The organism is Shewanella vaxholmensis, from assembly GCF_031932135.1.
Classification (GTDB): domain Bacteria; phylum Pseudomonadota; class Gammaproteobacteria; order Enterobacterales; family Shewanellaceae; genus Shewanella; species Shewanella hafniensis.
This window is the reverse complement of the sequence record NZ_JAUOEV010000014.1, coordinates 1-23,903: the sequence shown is the minus strand read 5'-3', so window position 1 is coordinate 23,903 and position 23,903 is coordinate 1. Positions and strand designations below refer to the sequence as shown.

General features: G+C 45.4%; 17 protein-coding genes and 1 pseudogene. 11 read left to right on the top strand and 7 right to left on the bottom strand.

Annotated elements, in window-relative coordinates; genetic code table 11:
- Positions 1 to 350 precede the first annotated feature (350 nt).
- The 3 genes from Q4Q46_RS13040 (at position 351) to Q4Q46_RS13030 (ending at position 3,259) form a co-directional block, all read left to right on the top strand.
- A complete protein-coding gene (locus Q4Q46_RS13040) occupies positions 351 to 1,031 on the top strand; it encodes a class I SAM-dependent methyltransferase (RefSeq protein WP_311906151.1) in 681 nt (226 codons plus the stop codon).
- Positions 1,021 to 2,082, top strand: coding sequence for an HNH endonuclease (locus tag Q4Q46_RS13035; RefSeq protein WP_311906150.1), 1,062 nt, complete (start codon positions 1,021 to 1,023; stop codon positions 2,080 to 2,082). Before Q4Q46_RS13040 ends, Q4Q46_RS13035 begins: the two co-directional genes overlap by 11 nt.
- 61 nt (positions 2,083 to 2,143) lie before the next feature.
- On the top strand, positions 2,144 to 3,259 hold the full coding sequence (locus Q4Q46_RS13030; protein ID WP_311906149.1) for a DUF1570 domain-containing protein: 1,116 nt from the start codon (positions 2,144 to 2,146) through the stop codon (positions 3,257 to 3,259).
- Positions 3,260 to 3,570: 311 nt separating this feature from the next.
- Here the strand turns inward: Q4Q46_RS13030 and Q4Q46_RS13025 are convergent, their stop codons facing one another.
- Both Q4Q46_RS13025 and Q4Q46_RS13020 read right to left on the bottom strand, forming a co-directional pair.
- Positions 3,571 to 3,726 carry a hypothetical protein gene (locus Q4Q46_RS13025; RefSeq protein WP_173913200.1) on the bottom strand — a complete coding sequence of 52 codons (156 nt, stop codon included), beginning with the start codon at positions 3,724 to 3,726 and terminating at the stop codon, positions 3,571 to 3,573.
- A 206-nt stretch (positions 3,727 to 3,932) separates the two neighbouring features.
- Positions 3,933 to 5,543 carry an ABC-F family ATPase gene (locus Q4Q46_RS13020; protein ID WP_106650538.1) on the bottom strand — a complete coding sequence of 537 codons (1,611 nt, stop codon included), beginning with the start codon at positions 5,541 to 5,543 and terminating at the stop codon, positions 3,933 to 3,935.
- 535 nt (positions 5,544 to 6,078) lie between these two features.
- On the opposite strand from Q4Q46_RS13020, the gene Q4Q46_RS13015 reads away from it, so the two are divergent.
- Positions 6,079 to 6,675: a VF530 family protein gene (locus Q4Q46_RS13015; protein WP_311906148.1), complete on the top strand. Its 597-nt coding sequence runs from the start codon at positions 6,079 to 6,081 to the stop codon at positions 6,673 to 6,675.
- 289 nt (positions 6,676 to 6,964) lie between these two features.
- Here Q4Q46_RS13015 and Q4Q46_RS13010 read toward each other — a convergent pair whose 3' ends face one another.
- Together Q4Q46_RS13010 and Q4Q46_RS13005 are read right to left on the bottom strand one after the other, a co-directional pair.
- Positions 6,965 to 9,070: a phytase gene (locus tag Q4Q46_RS13010; RefSeq protein WP_311906147.1), complete on the bottom strand. Its 2,106-nt coding sequence runs from the start codon at positions 9,068 to 9,070 to the stop codon at positions 6,965 to 6,967.
- Between the two features lie 151 nt (positions 9,071 to 9,221).
- The gene (locus tag Q4Q46_RS13005) at positions 9,222 to 11,975 is read right to left on the bottom strand and encodes a TonB-dependent receptor (protein ID WP_311906146.1); all 2,754 of its coding nucleotides are present in this window, start codon (positions 11,973 to 11,975) and stop codon (positions 9,222 to 9,224) included.
- Between the two features lie 577 nt (positions 11,976 to 12,552).
- Here Q4Q46_RS13005 and Q4Q46_RS13000 point away from each other — a divergent pair.
- The 4 genes from Q4Q46_RS13000 (at position 12,553) to Q4Q46_RS12985 (ending at position 16,798) form a co-directional block, all read left to right on the top strand.
- Entirely contained in the window at positions 12,553 to 13,515 is a 963-nt protein-coding gene (locus Q4Q46_RS13000; protein ID WP_311891310.1) for a diguanylate cyclase domain-containing protein, read from the top strand.
- Positions 13,516 to 14,580, top strand: coding sequence for an AraC family transcriptional regulator (locus Q4Q46_RS12995; protein ID WP_311906145.1), 1,065 nt, complete (start codon positions 13,516 to 13,518; stop codon positions 14,578 to 14,580).
- A gap of 345 nt (positions 14,581 to 14,925) precedes the next feature.
- A complete protein-coding gene (locus tag Q4Q46_RS12990) occupies positions 14,926 to 15,966 on the top strand; it encodes a sensor domain-containing diguanylate cyclase (protein WP_311906144.1) in 1,041 nt (346 codons plus the stop codon).
- Positions 15,967 to 16,009: 43 nt separating this feature from the next.
- Positions 16,010 to 16,798 carry a CLCA_X family protein gene (locus Q4Q46_RS12985; protein WP_012197192.1) on the top strand — a complete coding sequence of 263 codons (789 nt, stop codon included), beginning with the start codon at positions 16,010 to 16,012 and terminating at the stop codon, positions 16,796 to 16,798.
- Positions 16,799 to 16,898: 100 nt separating this feature from the next.
- Here the strand turns inward: Q4Q46_RS12985 and Q4Q46_RS12980 are convergent, their stop codons facing one another.
- Positions 16,899 to 17,849, bottom strand: a complete 951-nt coding sequence (locus Q4Q46_RS12980; RefSeq protein ID WP_311906143.1) for a hypothetical protein — start codon at positions 17,847 to 17,849, stop codon at positions 16,899 to 16,901.
- Between the two features lie 174 nt (positions 17,850 to 18,023).
- Entirely contained in the window at positions 18,024 to 20,105 is a 2,082-nt protein-coding gene (locus Q4Q46_RS12975; protein ID WP_311906207.1) for a TonB-dependent siderophore receptor, read from the bottom strand.
- 128 nt (positions 20,106 to 20,233) lie between these two features.
- Here Q4Q46_RS12975 and Q4Q46_RS12970 point away from each other — a divergent pair, with 128 nt between their 5' ends.
- The 3 genes and pseudogenes from Q4Q46_RS12970 to Q4Q46_RS12960 all read left to right on the top strand — a co-directional run.
- Complete coding sequence (locus Q4Q46_RS12970) at positions 20,234 to 21,403, top strand: PepSY-associated TM helix domain-containing protein (RefSeq protein WP_311906142.1); 1,170 nt, start codon at positions 20,234 to 20,236, stop codon at positions 21,401 to 21,403.
- Positions 21,403 to 21,873, top strand: coding sequence for a PA2404 family protein (locus Q4Q46_RS12965; protein ID WP_106650528.1), 471 nt, complete (start codon positions 21,403 to 21,405; stop codon positions 21,871 to 21,873). The genes Q4Q46_RS12970 and Q4Q46_RS12965 overlap by 1 nt, the downstream gene beginning before the upstream one ends.
- 315 nt (positions 21,874 to 22,188) lie before the next feature.
- Positions 22,189 to 23,679 (top strand): annotated as a pseudogene (locus Q4Q46_RS12960) (TonB-dependent siderophore receptor); the annotation flags it as partial.
- 33 nt (positions 23,680 to 23,712) lie between these two features.
- Here the strand turns inward: Q4Q46_RS12960 and Q4Q46_RS12955 are convergent.
- Positions 23,713 to 23,903, bottom strand: a 191-nt coding sequence (locus Q4Q46_RS12955) for a transposase (protein WP_263185794.1), incomplete at its 5' end; no start/stop codon positions are given.

Sequence of the window (23,903 nt, the reverse complement as noted above, 5' to 3'; positions counted from 1 at the left end):
CCCGATGTCGTCACAGCCCGAGACGATGAAACCCTTTTACACTAATACTAAAATTGACTCTGTTCTCCACAGAAGGATGCAATAGATTCAATCAATTGCGCGTATTTTCTCTCTGACTAATAGAGTGTAAACCACTGCAAAAAAAACGACGGAGAAATGTAGAGATGTCGCCTCCCTAAATAGACTTCCTTTTTAAATTGCCAATATTCGCGTTGTGGCATAAAACGAAAAAACGTAAAATATTTTATGTAAAACAGCAGGATAATGATGACGTGTATTTTGTATCAAAAGCGATTGTGATAAGTTAGCCTCATTAAAAACAATCACTTGTTGCAAAAGGATCGTTGTCAGTGAGCATAGCATTTTATAATGACCACGCCGAAATACTCGCGGTACAGTATTTGTCTAAAACCTTTGAAGAAGTGCATTCAAGTTGGTTACATCATCTTTTACCTCTACTCGCCAAAAATACACTGTCGATATTGGATGTGGGAGCGGGCTCAGGGCGGGATGTGCATTATTTAGCCAAAAAAGCACAGGGCAAAGAGACGCAAATTTTTGCAATCGAACCTGCTATTGCTTTAGCGAAAATGGGGCAGGTGTTAACGCGGGATCTACCCGTTCGTTGGATTGAGGATAGTTTACCTCAGCTACAAAAAGTAGTTGGCCTAGCACAACAGTTCGATCTGATTTTACTCAGCGCTGTGTGGATGCATTTATCTCCCTCTGAGCGCCCACATGCACTGGCAACACTCTCACGTTTACTCAATTCAACGGGACTTTTAGTCATCAGTTTGCGCCATGGTCCAAGCCCCGATGCGCGCGTTATGCACCCCGTTAGTGCTGATGAACTGCTCACATTGGCTGCAGATTGCCAGCTACAACTTTTAGATTCGAGCCAAGATGAGACTGACAAATTCGGTCGCACACAAGTGCATTGGCAGACGCTAGTTTTTACATCCAAACTGATGCCAAGCGTAAATGCACCTGAAGCAAGCGTTATTATTCAGGAGCGACTGAATGCCGATTGATGCGAGAAAACAAGTTGAATTTATTAGCTATTTACAACGTCTTTTAGTAGAGGGTGATTTCGTTGCAACATACAAATTTGCCTTACTGCATGCGATCGCAGATGTCTGCATCGAACGGCCATTAATACTTAATGCCGATCCTGAACAGAGAACCGCCATCAGTATTGATGAGCTGGTAGAAAAGTTTATTGAACTCTATTGGCAACACTCTTTACCTTTTGGTGCCGTTAATGCGCATTTTGTTCTACTTCAAAATAATGGAAAGCAATCAGCCTTAATCAACAGTTTGATTGAGCTACGTAATCAAGGCGTTAACAGTTTATCCCAGTTAAAAGCGCATCTTAGTTATCCAGCTTTATTGCGTAAAACACGCGCTACCTTTAAAGAGGGTCCGTTATGGCGCTTACAAATTTTGTCCCGAAGCGCAGATTGTTTTCTTTATCCCCATGATAAAATGAAAAATTACATTGAGTTAAATCCGGGCATAGCATTTTGCTTCAGGCGATTTCACGATTTAGTGGTGTCATTGGCTCGTACTCAATGGGTGCAGAAAGTCGCCGAATTTCCCGCAAATCAGGTCGTTATTGGCAATAAAGGCAATTTAAGCGAGTTTCTATTTGGCAGTGACCGACAGACGATCACTCACGCCAGACCTGTACTACTTGATATCCAAAAAGGCCAATGCTTCTATTGCCATAAGTCATTAAAAGAAACTGGCGAAGTGGATCATTTTATTCCTTGGACACGATATCCTAATGATTTAGGGCATAATTTTGTCCTCGCTCATAGCAGTTGCAATAACAATAAACGCGATCATCTTGCCGCTCAGCACCATAAAGATAACTGGTATGAGCAAAATATTATCCAGCATGGCCAAGCGTTGCACTCTGAACTCAGCCGATATTTCGTCTGTGAGAGTGATCGCTCTGAAGCCATTACGACTTGGGCTTATCAGCTTGCAGGACAAAATCGCTCGCCTCTATGGCTCGATAAAAAGACCTTTGTGCCTTTTAACGCGACAGATAATGACTTATCGAGCACAGCAATTTAGATATTGAGGAAAACGGGCGATGGATAGCCGATTTAAGCGTAGTTTTTTGATGTTGTTCATCATGGCGATTTTAGCGCTACTGATTGATCATTATCATGGTCGTTGGTTTCGTGTTGAGTTTTCCCAAGTATTTGCAGAGCTAGCTCAGCCGTTGCAACAAGTTTGTATAAAACAGAATTGGCAATGGTGTTCAGCGAGCTCTATGCCATTAATGACTCGTGTTAATGATCTGCCTAATATTAAGCAGCAAGTAGATGAATATCATGGTGAAGATCAGTACCTAGGTTGTGATTTGTTGACTGTGCAAGAAGGACGCATTGCACAACAAAAAGTGGGGGAGGTTTATACTTGGGTTGATGAGAATGGCATAACTCATTTTTCTGATATAAATCATGCATCAGCTGAGAGTAAGTTAACTCAATATACTGAACCTAAATACAATTTCGAATTGAACATTGATTCCTTAGTCAGTACTCCACCGCCATTTTTTAGGGACCGACTGACCAGCACTATCAATCAAATCGATCAAATTTATCGTCAATATCTACCCAAGCGCACCCTACAGCCCATTAAGGTTAACTTGATGCTTGGAGGCAATTTAACTGCCTATAATAAACTTAAAAGACAGTACGCATCCACGGTAGGTGCAAGCCAAGGATTTTATTCAAGTCAGCATAATTTGGCCGCAGTTTGGCACAGAGAAGATGCTCAATCGTTTCGTACTGCAATTCACGAAAGCGTTCATGTCATTAATGCGGGTCAATTTGGTCATACTCCGCGCTGGTTTAATGAAGGCATGGCGGAATATTTTGAATCGCCCGCTTTTCTAGCAACGATTGATACAAATAATCGTTATGATGCCATCATTCAAAACAATTCCAGCCGAGGTCACTCATATCGTATCGTTGACGAATCTATTTCTTTATCAATGGGATTGAGTGAACTATTAACGGCTTCAGACCATGATTGGCAGGGGCAAAAACAAGCTGCGTTATACCAGCATGCTCACAGTTTTATGGCTTTCCTCTTTAGCACTCGCCAAGGTCGAGTGACCTTAAAGCAGCTTTTGCTGCAGTTGAGTGAGCAACGCTGCCAAGCTAAAGTAATCGATGAACTATTTACACGTTATCCTGATGGTATTAAACAACTGGATCATGATTGGAAAACGTGGCGTTAATTCAGTTCAAAAAATCTTAATTATCTATTTTTAAAGGAAAGGTATGACAGAGTTACTAAAGGGATTATTTCACTTTTATTGATAATACGTGTCTAGTTTTGGAGGTTCGATGATGAAATCGATTTTCTTACTGCCCATATCTGTGCTTGTGCTGATAGGTTGTAAAGGCGGGTTATCTCCCACTTGATTATGGGATTTGGGAACAACATAGAGATTTTTATTTTAAGTCAATTCAAGCAGGGTTGGGTGGGGATTATCAACATATGGCTCGTTTGGTAAACGATGTGCTCAGCGCTAAAAACGAATGAAGTTTAGGCTAAGGTCAAATGACTGAAACGACTTTTTTTGGCCTTCAATTTTGCTTCAACTTCAGCCGTAGTTTTACCCGTCTCAATAGCGGTTGAACTGGCCACAGCGCGATAGAGTCGATTTTGAGTCACTTGTGTGTTTTTTGATTTAGTTTTCATCGGTTCAACCTCAATTAAGTGCATGAATTATAGCACTCTAGATAACGAATAGACAGCTGTGTATCCAAGGCCCAAAGCAGCAATACTTCATGTTTTACCAATCATATCGCTCTTTAGATATCGATAAAAAGTCGTCAGTAGGTTCTCCAATGACGACTCTTTTAATCAAGCTGACATAGCCGATTAAGGTTTATCAAAGCACAACATTACGCGCTTTTTCTTGCTTCCATTTCAGCTTGACTTGAAAGGTACTCATCGAAGGTACCTTGGAAGTTAATCACTTTTTTATCTTTAATATCAATGATACGTGTTGCGAGCGATGATACAAACTCACGGTCATGGCTGACGAATATCAAAGTGCCTTCAAAGTCTTTCAATGCATTATTGAGTGCTTCGATGGCTTCCATGTCCATGTGGTTTGTCGGTTCATCCATGATCAGCACGTTGATGTCTTGCATCATTAACTTACCGAATAACAAGCGGTTTTTCTCTCCGCCTGAACAGTTACGCGCTTTCTTGTTCGCATCATCTTCGGTGAACAGCAAACGGCCTAACATGGCGCGTACCATAAGATCGTTATGCTTGGGTTGGCGCCACTGTGACATCCAATCCATCAGCGTGTAGTCATTATCAAATTCGTCACTGCTGTCTTGCGGGCAGTAGCCGATTGATGCGTTTTCTGACCACTTGATCACGCCTTTATTGTGTTCTAGATCATTGACTAAGCAGCGTAGGAAAGTGGTTTTACCCACGCCGTTTTCGCCGATAATCGCTAATTTTGCACCGGCTTCGAGGATTAAGTCGCCACCTTCGAATAGCAGCTCACCATCAAACCCGTGGGCCAAATCTTCAAGGATCAGTGCTTGGCGATGCATTTTCTTGCCAGCATCGAAACGAATAGAAGGGTGGATACGGCTTGATGATTTCACTTCATCAAGCTTGATTTTGTCCATTTTCTTCGCGCGCGAGCTGGCTTGTTTTGCCTTAGATGCGTTGGCACCGAAGCGGTTAACGAAGTCTTGTAGCTCTTCGATTTCAGCACTTTTCTTGGCGTTACCCGACAATAATTGTTCGCGCAGTAATGCCGATTGTGCGAGGAAGTATTCGTAGTTACCTGGGTAAATGCGCAATTCGCCATAATCGATATCCGCCATGTGGGTACAGACGGCATTTAAGAAGTGCCTATCATGGGAAATAATGATCATGGTGCATTTACGTTTGTTCAACTCGGTTTCTAACCAGCTAATGGTATGGATATCCAAGTTGTTGGTAGGTTCGTCGAGCAGCAGAATATCTGGGTTGGCAAATAGCGCTTGGGCTAACAAGACCCGCAATTTCCAGCCCGGTGCCACTTGTTGCATTAGACCGTAATGGAAAGATTCTTCAATACCCGCTTCGAGCAGAATTTCACCGGCGCGACTTTCAGCGCTGTAACCATCCATTTCGGCAAATTCACTTTCAAGATCGCCAACGCGCATGCCATCTTCTTCAGTCATATTCGGATTGGCGTATATGGCATCGCGTTCCTGTTTGACTTTCCACAGGGCAACATCCCCCATGATCACCGCATCGATAACGCTGTATTGTTCAAAGGCGAACTGATCTTGGCTCAGAGTACCGACTTTTAAGCCGGGCGTGATAGACACATTACCAGAGGTTGGCGCTAACGCTCCGCTTAAGATCTTCATAAAGGTCGATTTGCCACAGCCATTCGCGCCGATCAAACCATAGCGGTGACCATTGCCAAATTTCGCTGAAATGTTTTCAAACAATGGCTCTGGGCCAAACTGCATCGTGATGTTCGCGGTAGAGATCAAAGGAGCTTTCCTAGGTATTTGCTAACGGGGATTGTGACAAACAAGCCTCAAAATGAAACATGCGCTTCACCCACTCTAAGCCAAAATAGTAAAGTGGGGATAATAAGGTCGCGGAGTATACAGACTAAGGGCTAAATATGCGAGCAAGTATGTGATGCGCAGCGATAAATCGAGCCGTTTCAGTTGCGTTTATTTGCGGATAGGTGAAGGCGTGAGTTTATAGCTGTTTGCATGATATCGCAGATATGCCGAGCTAAACTGCCAGCTTGCGGTATTATTTCTTTGTACTAAAGCCGACGCCAAACCTTGCTAGCGCAAATAAAAGAAGGCGTTTAGCGTATTTACCGTTATTATTCCAGCAGTTTTGTCGAGCAGCAGATTTTACGGCTAAAATTTAATGGCTCAGTTTGAAGGCTTTAGGACTGTAAGACCTAAATGTCGCGAGTTTTGTAGCGAATTAAGTCACTCGTTTAACCACTCAATACCGTAAACTAATACCTTAAAATCAGCCAATTGGGCTGGATTTGGAATTCCCATGATAGAAGAGCAACAGAACAACCCATTACACGGCCTTAAACTCGAGACAATGATCACTGAGTTAGTCGATTTTTATGGTTGGAAAATTTTATACGCGGCATTAAAGCTAGGCTGCTTTAACACTAACCCGACCATTGAGGCCTGTATCATTTTCCTCAAAAAGACCGAATGGGCGCGGGAGAAAGTGGAAAACTTCTACTTATACCGATTCAAGCGTATGCCTAAAGCCGTCGGTGAGCAGTTTGATCTTAAGCCACGTGAACGTGGTTTTGCCTCGGGTATTGTCCCGCGTAAACCGATGGAGCTAACATTAGCCTCTATCGCTGAAATGCAAGCCAAAGCCAGCGCCGAGTACGAAGCGGGCAACCGCCGTCCAAATTCTGGCAAGCGCTTTGGTAATGACGTGGGTAAAGGCGCTGGCAAAAAAACTGCGGGTGGACGGGGAACGGGTTCTGGCTATGGTTCGTCCAATAGCAGCTCACAGCGTCGCAGCGAACCCAGACATGATTCAAGAAATGATTCAAGAATGACTGAGCGTTCAGGACCAAGCCCATCGACGGATGATAACGATCCTTGGGGTACTAAGCGCAGTTAATTCGATGTTAGTCGCCCTGAATGAAGTTATTGTTTTAACTGTGTGATAGACGATTTAGGCGGGTGTAAACGAAAGAGGGTAGCCGTAGTTCTCGGCTAACCTCTTTTTTTGATTAATAATTCAATTTATTGAATGCTGGTTAGCAAATTATCGGGGGTTATTATTTTGAATTTGCATATTCCCTGCATAAATAGTTAACCCCTTTAATTTTCGTTCGCGTTCCGCTAAGTGCAAATAGCTACCTGCATAACGCATTATTCGCAGTGGCATTTCAAGCAGCAAATTGGCCCTATTGCATGTCGAGTTGTTTGGCTATGCTGCTCCAAGGTAACCATTTAAACGCTTGGTTGGCATCGGGTAAGTGGTTGTGACCATCCTGTACCACCAGCATTCCCTGTTGCCAAACACCATGGCCGACGGGCAAATGCGTGACAGCCAGCCCATCGGTTTCTGAAGCGCCGTCTATGCTGGTTTCGCGGCCATTCTCCATGCCGTTTAAGTTCACCCCAATGCGGAAACGCCCCACTTGGGTATAAGGCGCGCTTGCTTGATAAAGCAAATAACTGTTATTACCTTGGCTTGAGACCACCAGCAAATCTTGTTTTTTGCCTTTAAGGGTCGCACCTTGATACAGAGAAATCCCTTCAACATCGGCGACTAAATCGCCTTCGGCCTTAATGATCAATTTGCCCTCTGTACTGGCATCTGCTTTGGCATTAAAGCGCCAAATGCCTTTATCCTCTTCACCGATAAACAGCGCATGTTGCGCTTCATCGACCACACAACCTTCAACTTGGCTTGGGGTGTGAATATCCCGCACTAGTGTGATGCTTGGCCCATTTTGTTTCCAATCAACACGATATTGGGCGATGCGGCCAGATTTCTCGTTAGCGAACACGTATAAGGTTTGCTCGTCTTGATACAAACACATGCCGTAAATATCCGTCATGTTGGTTGCTTGATTTGGGTATTCAGTAATCTTGCCTGCGGCGTCGATTTCATAAAATGCCAATTTGTCACCATCGCGCAGCGTGGCAACGGCAATATCACGTGACTTTCCACCAAGTTTGACCCGTTGGCGCAGATCGACATTGTTGATCCTGCCCGATGGCAGCGCTTGAACTTGCTCGCCGCTCATATTAAAACTCAATAAACCCCAACGTTTGTTGGTGCCAAGCACCAGACTTTTTTCGGGGTCAGTAGGATGCACCCAAATGGCGGGATCATCCATGGTATCGCCCGGTCTATCGGATGGCGCGCTCTCAACCCAAGCGGGGATTTCTACAATATTTTCCGCAATTGTTGTTGGCCTCGCTTGTGCATCGGCGGCTGTGTTAGTACTCGGCAAGGATGTGGCGAGTAACTTTTGGGGTGGCACTTGTGTCAAGGCTTGTGGCAAAGCTGGTGACAAGGTTTGCTCAGCAAAAAGATAGCGGTCGTTTTTATCATCATAGAGAGCAAACGTCGCAGTTTTTGCTTGGGCTGATGTGTTCGCGTTTACAGCAAGGCTTAAGCGCTGTGCCTTGGTTATCGCTTTTAGCTCGGTTTTATCGTTGGTTTTTGTCGATGGCGCGCTAAAACTCAGTATTTCAGTGCCTTTGTCGTCCATCACCTTGCCGTTTTTATCACTGAGTAGCAATTGAGCGTTCAGCAGGTTTAAGCCGGTGATGTGATTATCGAGCGCGGGGAAGATGAGCTTAGCACTGGTATCGGCAAACGAGCTGGCATCAAACTGCCATACACCCGCTTCGGGCTCACTGACATACAGCGTGTCGCCGTCGATAGCGCAGTCCGTGCTGTTAACCGGAATCGATTGGCTGCGCATTAGCTTAGGTGAGAAATGCGCGGCATTACCCAATAGCCACTGCTCGCTCTTACCACTTTCACCGCCAAACCACGCGTAGACATTGCCATCCTGAGTGCGGGGCTGAATACAGATCCAATTGATCTCGAAATGACCCATGGGCAGCAAGGGCAAGATGTTGGTCGTCGGTTTGCCATTGATTTCTTTGAGCATAATAGGTCGCACGCGGTCGGCTTTGCGATCGAGCGTTAAGGCATAGGGATCGCTAAAGGCGAGTAATTCAAAGTCACCTTGCACCAGTAAACTCGCAGCAGGCAAGGGCGCTTGTGCAGTCGTTTGCATGCCTTGCTGCGTTTGTGTCATCGAAACGGTTTGTAACATCAGTCCTTGCTGTTCGCTGACAAAGAGCCAGTGAGACATAGTGTTATCGCTCTGTTTGTCTTGATTAAAGATGAGTGGCTGTGCTTGGCTGCCCTTATGGCCCGCTATGGTTTGAACAGCGACGCTGATGGTGTTTGCCATGGCAGTCAAGGGCGTATGACTGGCGATAAGGCCGAGCAATACGGCGGATGATAGTAGAGTTTTTTTCATATTTTGATTCGCTAGTATTCTGTTTTATCAGATTTTTATTAAATTTATCATCGACACTTGTCAGCAAACTTCGCAGTACATTTCTCAGCCCATTTTTAGCCAAAAAAGTCTACTCACAAGCTTGTTACTACCCTAAGTGCCGATGAGCGCGTTAATAGTTAGTGTATTGCAGGCCTAATTGGAAAGTGCGGCCATAGGCTTCGTACTGGGCGTTATAGTCGCTGTGACCTGCGTAGCTGTAATAGGGCTCATCGGTGAGATTCACACCTTTAAAATACAGTGTAAGGCTGGTGGTAATGTGCGCCTTTGCGACAAAATCCCATTGCAAGTGAGCGTCTTCATAGAGATCGAGACGTACATCATCAAGTTCAGATACTTCTTGCAAGTATTCCGATTTATAGGCGGCAGATAACCACACACTGGCGTAAGTGTTCTCATAACCTAAGGACAGGTTCGCGGTGATATCCGACTGACTTGGCATCGGAATATCGCGGCTGTTCTCTGCGCCGTCATCCAACCAACTGATGCTGGCGACGGAATCTGTATAGGTCAGGTTAGAGTTGAGTACGAGTCCGTTAAAGGGTTCGGGTAAAAAGCTAAATTCCTGTACATAACTGAGCTCAATCCCAGAAATGTGGGCACTGTCGCCGTTAATGTAAGTCACTGCGCTATGGGCATCGACATAATCATCTCGTCCAGCTAAGTCGGCTTTGTAGATAAAGTTATCAATGTCCTTGTAAAACAATCCCGCCGACACTAGGCCAATATTGCCAAAGTAGTGCTCAATGCTCAGATCTAAGTTCATTGATTCCAGCGACTTAAGATTTGGATTACCAAAGGTTAAATCGATATCGCCGTCATCTTCTTCACGCAAATAACCTGGCGCTAATTGACCAAACGTCGGGCGCACTAACGTGTTGGTCCACGCGCCGCGCAGCACTGTATTGTCAGAATAACGGTAGGTGAGATGCAAGCCGGGCAGCCAGTGGTCTTCATCGCTGGTGTTATTAATATCGATAAACTCGCCGCTAACACCATCAAAACCATGGCCCTTAGAATCCCATTGGTTTTGCTCGAACCTTAGCCCTGTGAGTATCCGCAGTTTGCCGATATCTAGGTGACCCATAAGATAGGCGGCGTTAACATCTTCAGTAATATCAAAGTCGTTGATGGTCGATTCGATTTCATCTCGGTTACTGTTGGCATCTAAGCTATTCACTAGATCCCACACGGGTGAAGCGTTAATACCCGTGCCAAAGCGGCCGAGACTGTAATCGACTTCATCACCTGAGTATTGGCTCAGTAACAGGGCATCATCGCTAACGCCTTGGTCGGCAAAGTCACTGTAAATCCACACTTCTTCGCGATTGGTTTTATCGCGGCGGCTGAGTTTTAGCCCCGTTTTCACTTCGGCAGGGTAGTCACCCAGACTCAGTTGGCGGCTGAGGTCGAATTGGGCGCTGTTAATGGTGTCTTTGGCTTTCGATTCGGCTAACTCGATTTCGTCCAGTTCAAAATTATCGGTTTGATAATAGCTTTCGGGCGCGATTATGTGCGGTCGTTTGGTATCGCTAAAACCTGTGTCATCGATTTTGGCGACAAAGTCCGCGCCGGCAATATCCCGTGGCTTGTCGGCACTGGCCGTACTGTGGCTTGCTTGATAATCGAGGGTCCAGCGCTCAAAACGGGTTTCTCCGCCAAGGACATAGGAAGTGATGTTTTGGTTCTCGGTACGCGACTTAAGTGAGCGAGTGGTTTTACCTTGGCTGAGTTCGCCTGCTTGCCGCGGCGATTTCCATTTCGTCTTGGCGCTGTTGCGGGTTTCGGTGTCGTCAAACTCACTGTAAAGCGTGCGCAGGTATAAATCTGTGTCATCGCTTGGGCGATAATCAAAGTTCACCCCTATGCCTAAACGCTCACGATTGATTTGGTAGTCACGATGATCGACTGACTCGAGCGCTGCATTGCCGTAACCTGTTTCATCGGGGAAATCCCAATTGCCGCCCGTTTCGACGTTATCCGAGCCAAAGTCGCGGTTGTACCAGCTAGCGCCGATGGCGATACCTAACTTTTCACCAATGACATCGCTGTAACTGGCGGCCAATTTGGGATTAGTGTTGTCAGTGAGAGAATCTTGGCTGGCTTCAGCGCTTAAGTTAACGTAGGTATCTTCGCGATCGAACGCCGACAGGCTTTTGACTTCAATCGCGCCGCCCAGCGCATCGGCGTCCATATCTGGGGTTAAGGTTTTACTGACTTCAACCGATTGCAATAAATCCGATGGCACCACGTCGAGCGCCACGGCGCGGCGATCACTCTCGGGCGATGGCAAACGCGTGCCGTTCATCGACACTGAGTTATAATCCGGCGCCATGCCGCGTACCCGTACAAAACGGCCTTCGCCTTGGTCACGTTCAATAGAAAGCCCCGGCACGCGTTGCAGTGATTCGCTGATATTACTGTCGGGGAAATTCCCCAGCACGTCGGCGCTCACCACATTGAGCACGTTATCCGCACCGCGTTGACGGTTCATCGACTTACTCAAGGCGCCTTGCTGGCCGACCACCATAATGTGTTCAACATCTTTGCTGCTGAGGCTAACATCCTGCTGGGTGGTTTGCTTATCAGCAATCTGGACCTTGTGCTCCATAGGCGTAGCGCCGAGGTAGTTGACCACCAGAGTGTAATCGCCGTCATTAATGCCGACAAAGAAGTAGCGACCATCACGGCCAGCCTGTTGGCTCAGATTTAGCTCTTTGAGGGTGACGCTCGCGCCAGCTAAGGGCTGCTGGCTAGTTTTGTCACGAACCTGACCTTCGAGTTTACCCACGGCAAAGACATTGGCGCTGGAGCCAGCGGCCACAATGGCAAGGGCGATGGCCGATAACGGCGTGCGAAATTGCATATTAACTTCCTATTATTTTGTTGGTACGCGAGTGTTATCCGTGACGGCCAGTTACCCTCGGTCGCTGCATCGCGACATGAGTTGCAACATGAGTTGCGACATGGCATCACGGATTTGAATCTGTGTTTTTAGTCACTGGAAACATTCAATAGCGGCAACGTTAGGGCAGGTTAATGTCAGATTTGTGACGGGATTTTGTAAACGGGGCAAACTTGCCCTCAAACGCCGCTTAATAGCGACTTTTTGCGAGAGCGTGAGCTAAAAAGACGCTTATCACAGTGGGCTTAGCAGCAAAAACACTAGGGAAGGGCTTGTGTATTTAAATGTTCTATTACTGATTTAAATGTTTTAAACCAATTACTTGCATGAGTATTTAGTGTGAGAGTCCGTAAAGGTGAGCAAGCGTTGCCAGTATAATAGCCGACAAATAGCCGTAAAATCCCAAAGTGGTTGAGCTAATTTGCCGCAATCACGCTAAACCGTACGTCACCTTTTTGTCATAAAACTGGGTTAGCTTGCGGTGCCAATAGGGTGAATTCCCACTCCATTCTGCACAACAAAATCAAAAGGTGAGCCCTTGCATTATCCCGTGAAATCGCTGCGACTGGCCTGTGTGTATGGCTTAAGTCTGTTGATCATCTTTATCGTGCCGCTACTGCTGTGGCAGAACACGCCTGCGAAAGCCATTCCTCAAGTTGATTGGCTCGATATCGCCACCGAAGGAGCCTTGTTTGTGCTGGGCATGTGTTGGTTGATGGTGATTGTTTCGGCTCGTCCATCGGGGCGCGTAACCAACTTACTGGTGGTAGGTCTGGCAAGTTATTGTTTAGGTTGTTATTTAGATTTACTCGATGAAATTTTTATCGTTAAAACGCTGCCCGTGTATAACTGGTTTGAAAAGATGCCAACGCCGATTGGTCTACTCATTCTAACTTGCGGGCTTTGGCTGTGGCGTGACGAGCAAGCCGTAGTAAATCGCCAGTTACAAACCCGCGAGCAATTCTATCGCCAACACCATCTGACCGATGGCCTAACCTTATTGAACGATGCGAAAGCCTTCGAGCACCACTTGCTAAAGCAACTGGCGCAGCAGCAACCCTTTGGGCTGATCATGCTTGATATCGATTATTTTCATCAATATAACCAACTTCAAGGTGCAAAAGAGGGCGATAAACTGTTATCCGATGTCGCCCAGTGGTTAAGTACCCAGCTAAGAAGTCAAGATTTGGTCTGCCGTTATGCTGGCGATCGTTTTATCATTTTGCTCAATGGTGCAATCGCACCTTGGGTCAGTACCATGGCGGAGCAGTTACAGTATGGCATTACAGCACTGGGCTGCGAGGTTTCAGTGGTGTGGGCTTTGCCATCTCCCAAGATGGTTGTGGATAAACTGAGCAGTGAACCAACAAAACGACCGCTTAAGGATGAAGCGCAGGCATTACTCAAATTACTCAATGAAAAAATGTCACAGCAAAAGTTAAACCGTCAGCCATCAAACCCGCAAACCACGACAGTCAGCGCGTTTCATGAGCCGCGATAAATGAGAGCCCTAGCCACTTGGCAAGATAAGTGTATCGACAGCCAACTGCTGGTGGCGAGCCTTGTGGGCTTATTTAAGCAAAGGGGACTGGATTGCGACAAATTACTGCGTGGTACGGGGATTTTCAGTGCAGATATCCGCAAACCTGGCCATAGCATTAGCCCGAAACAATTACTCAGACTGGTGGATAATGGTTTATCACTGTGGCCAAGTGGCGACTTAAGCTTTTTACTTGGGCAATTATGGCTACCATCCCAAAGTGGCGCGCTAACTGCGGGGATGTTATGCGTGCGGGATCTCAATGAACTTGGGTTATTTTGGTATCAATTTCATTGGCTCACTCAGCCTTGGTTACAGTGCTGGCGTTGGCAGGGTGACAAAGAATGGCATTTTTTACTGAGTCTCGATTTAGGCACTCAGCGGCATACACAGTTCTTTATTGAGTTAAGCCTGTCGTCATTGGTCGCCAGTTGTAAACAATTGATGGGGCAGGGTTGGCATGGCAGCATGAGCTTTCCCTACGAGACGCCACAGAATATCGCCCAATATTATAAGTACTTCGGCACAGACATTAGTTTCGATGCGCCGCTGTGTCGAGTCTCGATGGCAAAAGCCTTTATGCAGCAACCGCTGTTATATGCGCAGCAGATCGCCAGCGTTGAATCACAAGCCACACGCCATGCTGTGACTCATGCTGTCATTTCGCGCCAAAGTCACTTTCAATCGCCGCGCTACACACTGTTTGCCAGTGAATATAGACTCGGACTGGCGGCGGGCATTCGTTTGTCGCTGATGCGGGATAACTTAAGTTTGCCAGAAATGGCAGAAAAACTAATGATGAGCCCAGCGACCTTAAAGCGTCGCTTGGCCGAGATGGATTTAAGCTTTGGCCAACTCGCCGATGAAACCCGTTTAATCAAAGCGCTTTATTATTTAGCCACACCTTCGCAAGACGCCCACACGATTGCAAACTCACTGTCATTCAGTGACGCCAGTAATTTCAGGCGTTCTTTTAAACGCTGGACAGGCCAATTGCCCACCTATTTTCGCAGCTGGCTGGCTTAAGCCACTACAAGAAATATCACTTCTCATTGTCTCTTCATTTTGACCACTAACTTAATACAGGTCCTTTGTTGTTAGTTAATATAAAAGTGAACTTCTATTCAAAAAAATGCATGACAGTTAGGAGAAAACCCGAGACTACATCGCTTATTTTGCATATTTAAAACATAGATATTCATGTAAGCACGGAACAAGGATGCATATGCTATGTTGCTATTTTCCAAGAATTTAACTTTAGGGGTAAAATAAGGCTGAAGCGGAATACTTAAAGACATAAACTCGCGAGTTTTAGAGTGATCCCTGCTAATCTGTGATTGAGCCTATTTAATGTTATCGCTAGGAATGCCGATGGATAAGAAACCCCTTGAATTGGTTTACCCATTTTTAACGGAAGCTTTGCGGCTGAGCGAGAATGGTCTAGCAGTGTTAGACAAACATAATCATTTTATCTTTTATAATAATACCTTTGCTAAAATGTTTGGTTTTGTTGAGCAAGACATGGTCGGCAAGCATTTTGATGACATGATGCGCTTTGCCTTTACCCATAAACAGGGACCGAACATTGAACATGAAACTATAGAGGAATGGCTCGAACTGATTCATACCAATCAACGTAAATCAGCTTTTCGACGTTTTGAAGTGGATCTGGTCGATGGCTGCTGGTTACAACTCTCGGAACAGGTTTATCACAATGGCGATATGGTGATTGTTTGCACGGATATCACCCAGTTAAAACAGGTCGAATTTGCCCTTAGGAATGCGCAGACTGAATTAAATCGCCTCGCGCTCACCGATGAATTAACGGGGATTGCCAACCGGCGGCACTTTTTTCAGCAGTTAGAACATGAAATCAAACGCTTGGGTCGTTTACAATTGCCATTATGCCTAGTGATGATGGATATCGATAATTTTAAACTGGTTAATGATCGCTACGGCCATCAAGTCGGTGACAAGATATTGCAACATTTTACCCAATTCATCAGCACTCGAACGCGTCCCTACGATATTTTTGGCCGCCTCGGCGGTGAAGAGTTTGCACTGCTACTGCCAGAAACCACGGTTGATACCGCTCAAAAAATCGTAATGCGTATGATGTCATCCCTTGCCAATGAGGACATTTCTGCAATCGTGGCTGATTTTCAATATCAATTTTCAGCAGGCGTCAGCGCCTTAACCCCTGTGATTATTCGCCATAGCATTGATAATACTACTGATATTGCAGATGTGGAGCAGGTTGAATTGCCCGTGGGAACCGGAAGTCAGTGTCGCTCGGATGCTGAAAAGCTGGTGGCCGAGGCCGATAAAGCACTCTATCACGCTAAAACCCTCGGGCGGAATCGTGCGGTAATATGGGACGAGGTGATGTTACCTCGCCACAAGCCCAGCTAAACAAAGCATTCGACATTCAGTGCATTAGTACTCAATGGAAACTGTGTTAATCAATCAGCAATATACCCGCCATGGACCCGATTACCGATTTGGTGAGCAGGTGACATTTCTTGATGTTAAACAAACCTTTGGTTTTAGTCATGTACGTGTTGGCCGCTGGGTTACGCGGGATGAATCGCGCCTTGCTGCGGATCTGGTGTTTGATTCGCTCGCCGATCTGGCCTTTATCTTAAAGTTGCCACCTTTGACGTTAGGTCTGCGCGAAACCGTGAGTCTGGCTTTTGGTCATGGCGGTCAAAAAGGCGTTCAGGCCCATTATGCGCCCGCGACTCGGGAATTGGCCTTGGCAAAAAATGCCGGCGCTGGCGCTTTGGCCCACGAATTTTGGCATGCGTTTGACCACTATATTGCCGCTAAGTCCTTCAAATCTTCGTCTAAGCGGTTTCAATGCGCGAGCGATCTTTGGTTGTCGGATCTGCCCGTCATAGAACATCCACTGAATGCACGCTTATCAGAGATCTTCAAGGTAACGTTTTTGAGTGGTGATGGCGATGAGCCCCATGATTATGTGCGCCGAGCGATTGCCTTAGACAAAAAACATGGCATGCAGTACTTCGCACGGCCAACTGAAATGATGGCGCGGGCATTTGAAGCCTGTATTGAATCCTATGATGCGATTTCGAATCCGTATTTAGTGTCTGGGACACGCTTTTCAGCAATGGCAAAGGAGGGCGCTTATCCCGATGAAGCCCACCGAAAAGTGATTTTTAACGCTTTGATCAATTACTTCGAGCCACTAGGAATGGCATTGAGTAAACATCCGCTTGGCTGATTATAATCTTTTGAAAGTACGTCAAAATACGGTAAATGGCAGTGTGATGCGAGTACAAGCTTGGTTGGCAAGTCGACAAATTCGAAGCTGATTTAACTATTCAACGGTGAGTGAAGGTGTGAGTCGTGCCGTTTTGCTTAGTCGAATGTGTTTGCCAGCAATAGGCCAAACTGTGGCGGATAGCATCGAGATATTGGGACGCTTGAGTATCCATTAAATACCAGTAGCTGGGTTTTGATTCTGGCATGTGATTAAAAAATAATGCTTCGGCATTGATGACTTGTTTTAAATCCGCATATTTCAGCCAAACGTCGATAGGCGTATGAGCCAGCGTAATCAACCAATCGAGTTGTATGTGTTTTGCGGAATGTGGCATATCTGCTGATGGGGTTGATTCTTGTAAACGCGCAAGTAAATCAAAAGGATTGCCCGTTTTCATCATCATTGAAGTTTGGGAACCACGCGCTTTATTGACTGCCGCTAAGTTTGCTAAACAAACTGCTGGCAAGGTGAACTCCGGCCAGTCAAGTGTGGGCGCGAGCGTCTGCGCAATCCGCCGTTCGCCTAACCAGTTATGCACCATACAAGGTAAGTGGTCTTCAGGCGGTAAATCATTGGGCCTTGCTAAACTCGGAAACAGCGACATCCGCTGCACTTGCACATGCTGAGATAACTGCTGCATCAACACAATTGTGGTTAGGCCAGATGAAGGCCAACAGCCAAGCTGAGGCGTTAATTCAATCGCAACTTGTGTCAAAGCTTGGGTAAGCAAATCACTTTGCGGGTGACCTTGTACCACAAAAGCATATTTTGATTCTGCAAAACCGCCATTAGCGATATTCACTATCTGATTATTTTGGTTACTTTTCTCATGCCATTGAGTGCCGTTAAAGATAAATGTCGTGCCCGTAGTCGCAGGCTGCCAATTGCCAGAAGCATTCCCAATAATGGTCACTTGCTTGAAGGCAAGTTGATGCGCCAACGTGTGAAGATCGACCCGCGAATGTGGCATCTGTAAATGCTGGTGCATATGGGTATGAGACTTAGGCATAGGCTGAACATCTGTTTCACGGGTTTTAAATGGACTTCATTGTAATAGATATCTCCCTGAGCCCAAAGGCTTAATCCGTTATCGTTTACCGGATGATGTTTTAACACATGATAGTGCTAACTTAGGGATGCCGCGCATAAATGCGATGCGCGGTATCCCTAATGAGTAAAATGATCAGAAATTGTAGCTCAGACTAAGTTCGACATTTCTTGGCTCGCCGAAGAAGCCTTGATCGTAGAAATCGATACTGGAGTAGTACTTTTCATCAAACACGTTTCTAATATTCAAGCGGACAATTGCATCGTCAGTAATTTGATAACTCGCCATCAAGTTGGTAATGAAGTAACTGTCTTGTTCAGAGCTTGCGCCGTTAGGACCTGCATTTTCTACATAGATCTTGCTCTGCCAGCTTAAGTTACCACCCAATGTGAGATCTTCGAGAGCACCATTAAAATGATAAAGCGTAGATAATCGCACTAGGTTTTTAGGCAAATGCGTACCAAAGGCTTCACCATTGGCTTTTTCAGAGTCACTGTAAGTGTAACTGAAGTACAGATCCCAATCTTCTGTAGGTCTCCCCGTTAACTCCATTTCGAAACCGCGGTTACTGGTACCATCCACTGCACGCATTGGAAAGCTACCATCTGGAAGTGGATCTTTAAAATTAGGATCTCTTTCTGCCACATTTTCTTTTTGAACTTTAAATACTGCCACACTGGCGGTGAGTCTTTCGTCGAAGAAATCAGCTTTACTACCAAGCTCAATGTTATTGCCAGTTGTCGGATCTAGGCGTTTATTATTGGCATCTTTTGCGTCTTGGGGCTGAAAAATTTCGGTGTAACTGGTATAGAGCGAGACGCTGTCAGTGATGTCATACACGAGTCCCGCATAAGGGGTGATGACATCATTGTGCTCATAACCTGGGTCGATTTTGTATTGACTAATACGACTCCCCAGTAACAGAGTCAACTGATCATGCAAACTGAGTTGAGTGGCGATATAGGCGCCTTTCTGGATCTCTTCAGTCTCTTGAGTGGTAGGTGTCGATGGGTAGTTTGGTTCTGCAATAGAACCATCCCACTCAAAGAAGTTCCCTACGCTTAAAACATCGGTCGTGTAGTAAGAATCTGCGCTAATATCTTGTTTTGAATAGAGTAGACCAGTTGTCAGTTTATGTTCTCGACCAAATAACTCGAATGGACCAGAAGCAAATAATCGCGCTGCATCCTGCTTACGAGTTGATTGGTAGATCATGGGCGACGCACCCATACCTAAACCTGTGGTTTTATCTGGGGCACCATACAAAAATAACAAGTGGCCATCCATCTTGTCTTCGCGATGTTCAATGTCGAGTTTGAGCTCCCAATTATTATCGAAGCTGTGTTCTAAAGTAGAGAAAACGTTTGTGCCATGACGCTTCCAACTGGACCAAGATGCCGCAGTGGTTGTTGAACGGGGAAGGTCATTGGCTAGGCTGCCATCGGCATAAAACAGTGGCAGCGCACCCCAAGTGGAGCCTTTAGGATCTCGGTCACTATAATCCGCTCCTAAAGTGAATAAAGTACTGTCGCTTAATTGTGCGGTTACGACGCCATATATTTGCAGGTTTTCATCCTCTGCAAGATCGGTAAAACTGTCTGATTTCTCATAGGCTGCGGCAAATCGAGCTTGTACGTCGCCTTCATCTGTTATGTCGACTGAACTGTCGCCTTCAATACGATAACTATCCCATGAACCTAGTTTGGCACTGAAATAACCACCAGGTGACGACTTTGGACGTTTGCGAATGAGGTTGATGGCTGCTGAGGGTTCACCTGCTCCAGTTAATAATCCCGTTGCACCTCGCACCACCTCTACACGATCGAAGATAACGGTATCAGTTGAAGCATCATTAAAGAAACTGGAGTAGTTAACTGGTACGCCATCAAATTGAAAGTTAGTGATAGGATTACCGCGGGCACTGAAAAAGTACCGATTAGTTTCAATTTTCTGGGCCGAAATACCCGGCGTTAAAAACATTAAGTCGGCGACATTATTCAGAGAAAAACTCTGAATAAACTCTTGATCTATAATCGTCACCGACTGTGGTGTATCTCGCAGTGTTAAAGGTAAACCCGTTGCAGTGGCCGCCTTATCTAAACGGCTTCCTTTAATACTGATCACTTCAATATTGGCGTCTGATTGTATCTCTTCTGCGTACAAACTCGGGGCTAACAACAGGCTCGAAATGAGCGTAGCTAATAACGTTTTATGCATCATGATTCCCCATCAAAGTATTTTGTGACCGGCATTCTAATTGAAAACAATTACCGGTACATCGTATTGATAACAATTTGCATTACCTTTACACTCTCGAAATTCGATAAGTGTTAGGAAAGTCACAAATGGCGAAGATCAGTAACCGATTCTGGTTTATGTTGCACGGTTGGGTGTCGCTCCCAATATGGTTGTTATTTTGTTTTATCTGTTTGACGGGCACGATTGCGGTATTAAGTCATGAGATCACTTGGCTCACGAATCCTGCATCAAGAGCATTGAATCCTAATGATTTACCGGAGAAACCTGTCAGTGAGTTGATGACTATTGTCGAGACAGCCTACCCAAGTGCGGGGGTTACTGGCGCTATGACTTTAGAGCCATATTTGGTGAATGTGGTGATGTTCAGTGACGCGGATAAACCCTTTGCCATGGCCTATGTAAATCAATACACAGGTGAGATCCAACAGATCAATGAAGGTATTACCTTTATCGGCTTTATCAGATCGTTACATGCGTGGTTACTATTTCCCTGGCAAAGCAGTTACAGCCTTGGCTATTACCTCGTATGTTCGATGGCGCTGTTCATGCTCGCATCTTTAGTTACTGGCTTGATTGTTTACAAACGTTTTTGGCGGAGTTTTTTTGCTCCTAAGCTGCGACTCAATCAAGGAAAAAAGACGTTATTAGCGGATTTACATAAATTGTCTGGCGTCTGGTCTATTTGGTTTATCGCCATCATGGCCGTGACGGGGTTATGGTATTTAACCCAAGCCATTTTTTGGCATGCGGATATTGATATAGAACCCCATGCGCCATTAGTCGCGGCAGAACAATTGCCCTTCGTCCAAAAGAGTGACATGAAGCCAGCAGTGCCGAATGTGTCACTTACACAAGCCTTAACGTTAGCGCAAACACGCTTTCCAAATTTTCAGCCAAGTTATGTAATGCAACCAGAGCACAATCGAGACATGTATCATCTGAGCGGTAGCGGCGATCATATTTTCTACGATCAGTATTCATACAACCTCAGTATTAATCCTTGGACAGGGGAGGTTGCCAGTGCCACATCACCCGAGACTATGACGGGCATGCAAACCCTAATGCATATTGCCGATCCTCTACATTACGGCACCTTAGGCGGTATTTGGACAAAAATCATTTGGTTTATTTTTGGATTAATTCTATCGGGTATGTCGATTACAGGATTTATGATGTGGGGATTACGCAATCTGCGGGCATTTAAAAATGCAAGCGCTCAAAACACAGCAACTGAAGTCCTAGAGGAGGGATGTTAATGGCTGTTACTAACTCAAGCTTCTGGCTAAGAAATAAGTATAAACTCAGTGGGTTAATTCTACTCCTACCGATATTATTTCTATATCAGTCGTTAACACCCACATTTCCTCCTGCATGGAAGGCTCAGCAGTTGGGCGAGTTTACCATTGCGCCTTTACCCTTAGACCTTAACGCGCCTTACGTGCATCATGATGATTACGTAAAAGATTTTATGTTGGTTTTTGAAAAAGGAGATATAGCCAATATACGCCAAGGCTACGCCAATATTGGAACTCAAGCTTTGCCTATCGCAGACTTACAGCGCAGTGAAAATGGCATTATACACGGTAATAAGCATGGCCAGCATGTGCACGCGATTTCGTCAAAAACCTTAACGTCGAACGAAAGTCTGTGGATTTCGATTGAGAATTGGCAAGGTGAGTGGCAAGTCGGCAAATGGCCGCTGCCCGCCGATATACTGGGTCAATAACAAAAATCACCTCAAAACAGGTTTGAAAGCTAAAGCCCAAATAGCAAAGACGACCTCTTAGACTAACAAGCTAAGGGGGCGTTTTTTAAAGGTTAAGTATCTAAGGTTAAGTATCTAAGCTTAAAGGCTAAATAATCATTCTGCTTGCTGTGCGCTTTCAGTTTAAATGTCAGGTTTCAAGTGCATTAAACACCAAATTATATTGTCCTTCGTGAGTCAATCACGAAAATGTTATCCTAATCACTAAAATACAAATGAAAGTGATTCGCAATAGTGTTACCGTATTGCTACTCTAAATAAACTATCCAACTAACTATGCAATTTAATTTACTTCCTCTTGCGGCGGCTGTTGCTTTGGCCTTAAACCCTTTACTGGTTTTAGCCGAGGAGCAGTCAACTCCTGATCTCCAAGACCAGAATATTGAAAAAATCACTGTGATGGGTAAATACACTGTCAGCAAGACTATCGATACCGCCACTGGGCTTGGATTGTCGTTGATGGAAACGCCGCAGTCAGTGTCGATTTTAACGGCTGAACGAATTCAAGATCAGGCGCTTAATACCGTCGTTGATGTCGTTAATAATGCTGTCGGTTTATCGTCATCTAAAACTGACAACGTGCGTAATGGTTTCAATGCTCGCGGATTTTCAGTGCAAAATTACCAGATTGACGGTGTACCTTTATCTTGGAGTTTAGGTGGTGATGCCGGCGAAACCGTTTCTGATGTATCCCTTTATGAACGAGTTGAAGTGGTGCGAGGGGCAACAGGCTTACTCACAGGTGCCGGTGATTCGTCTGCTTCGATTAATTTGGTACGCAAACATGCCGATAGCAGCGACCTGAAGGGTTATGTCGATGTAGCAACGGGCAGTTGGGATAAAAAACAGATCACCGCAGATGTCTCTAATGGCCTCAATGAAAGTGGTAGTGTACGTGGTCGCATGGTCGCTAAATACGTCAATAGCGATTCATACCAAGAGCTTTATCAAGACCGCAAAACCATTCTTTACGGTGTTATCGATACTGATATCACAGATAACACTATGTTGCGCGTGGGGGGCAGTTACAACAACAATAACCCTAAAGGCGCCATGTGGGGAGCATTGCAAGCCGTATACAGCGATGGCACTCCTACCGATTGGGATGTTTCTGCTACAACGGCAGCAGATTGGAGTCGCTGGGAAACCACCAACGTAAACTATTTTGCCAACCTCAATCATTATTTCAACAATGGCTGGCAACTGGTGGCGACCTACAACCGTATGGAGTATGAAACTACGACTAAAATGATCTATATGTCTGGTTTGCTTGATAAAGAAACGGGGGCAGGATTGAGTGGTCAGCGTTATCACAGCCACGGTGAGAGCAACTCTGATAATTTCGATTTGCAGCTGAAAGGGGATTATCAACTGTTCAATCTGGAACATGATTTTGTCGTCGGTGCCTTATACAGTAAACAAAAATCCTATACGGATACTTTCGAACCCATTCGCGATAACATGAGCGGTTACGATAACAAGCCCGTAGATAACTTTTACGAATGGCAAAACAATGCATTTGCAGAGCCTGAATGGTCAACGGACGCCAATCGCCAGCTTAAAATGGACACTGAGCAGAAAGGTTTTTACGCTGCAACCCGTTTCACCATTACTGAAGCCTTAAAAATCATTGCTGGCGGCCGGATTTCGAGCTGGAATCGTGAAGGAGTGAGCTACGGCACTGATACCAACTTTGGTGATGATGGGGTGTTTGTACCCTATGTCGGTGCCTTATATGACATTAGTGAGCAACATCGTGCCTATGCTAGGGTCTGTTGATCTTTGCTGTGCAAATGTTGCTCAGCAATACATCGGCAGCCACATTAACATAAACGCCAGTGACACCATACTGGCGTAATTTCTTGCTAGCTTGTCATATCTTGTTGATATTGCTCGATAGTGCTTAATTCTTCCAAAAGCATTCTCCACTAAATGTCGATACCGATATAAGCACCAATCGACTCTTTCTTGAGGTGTATTCTTATAGCGGC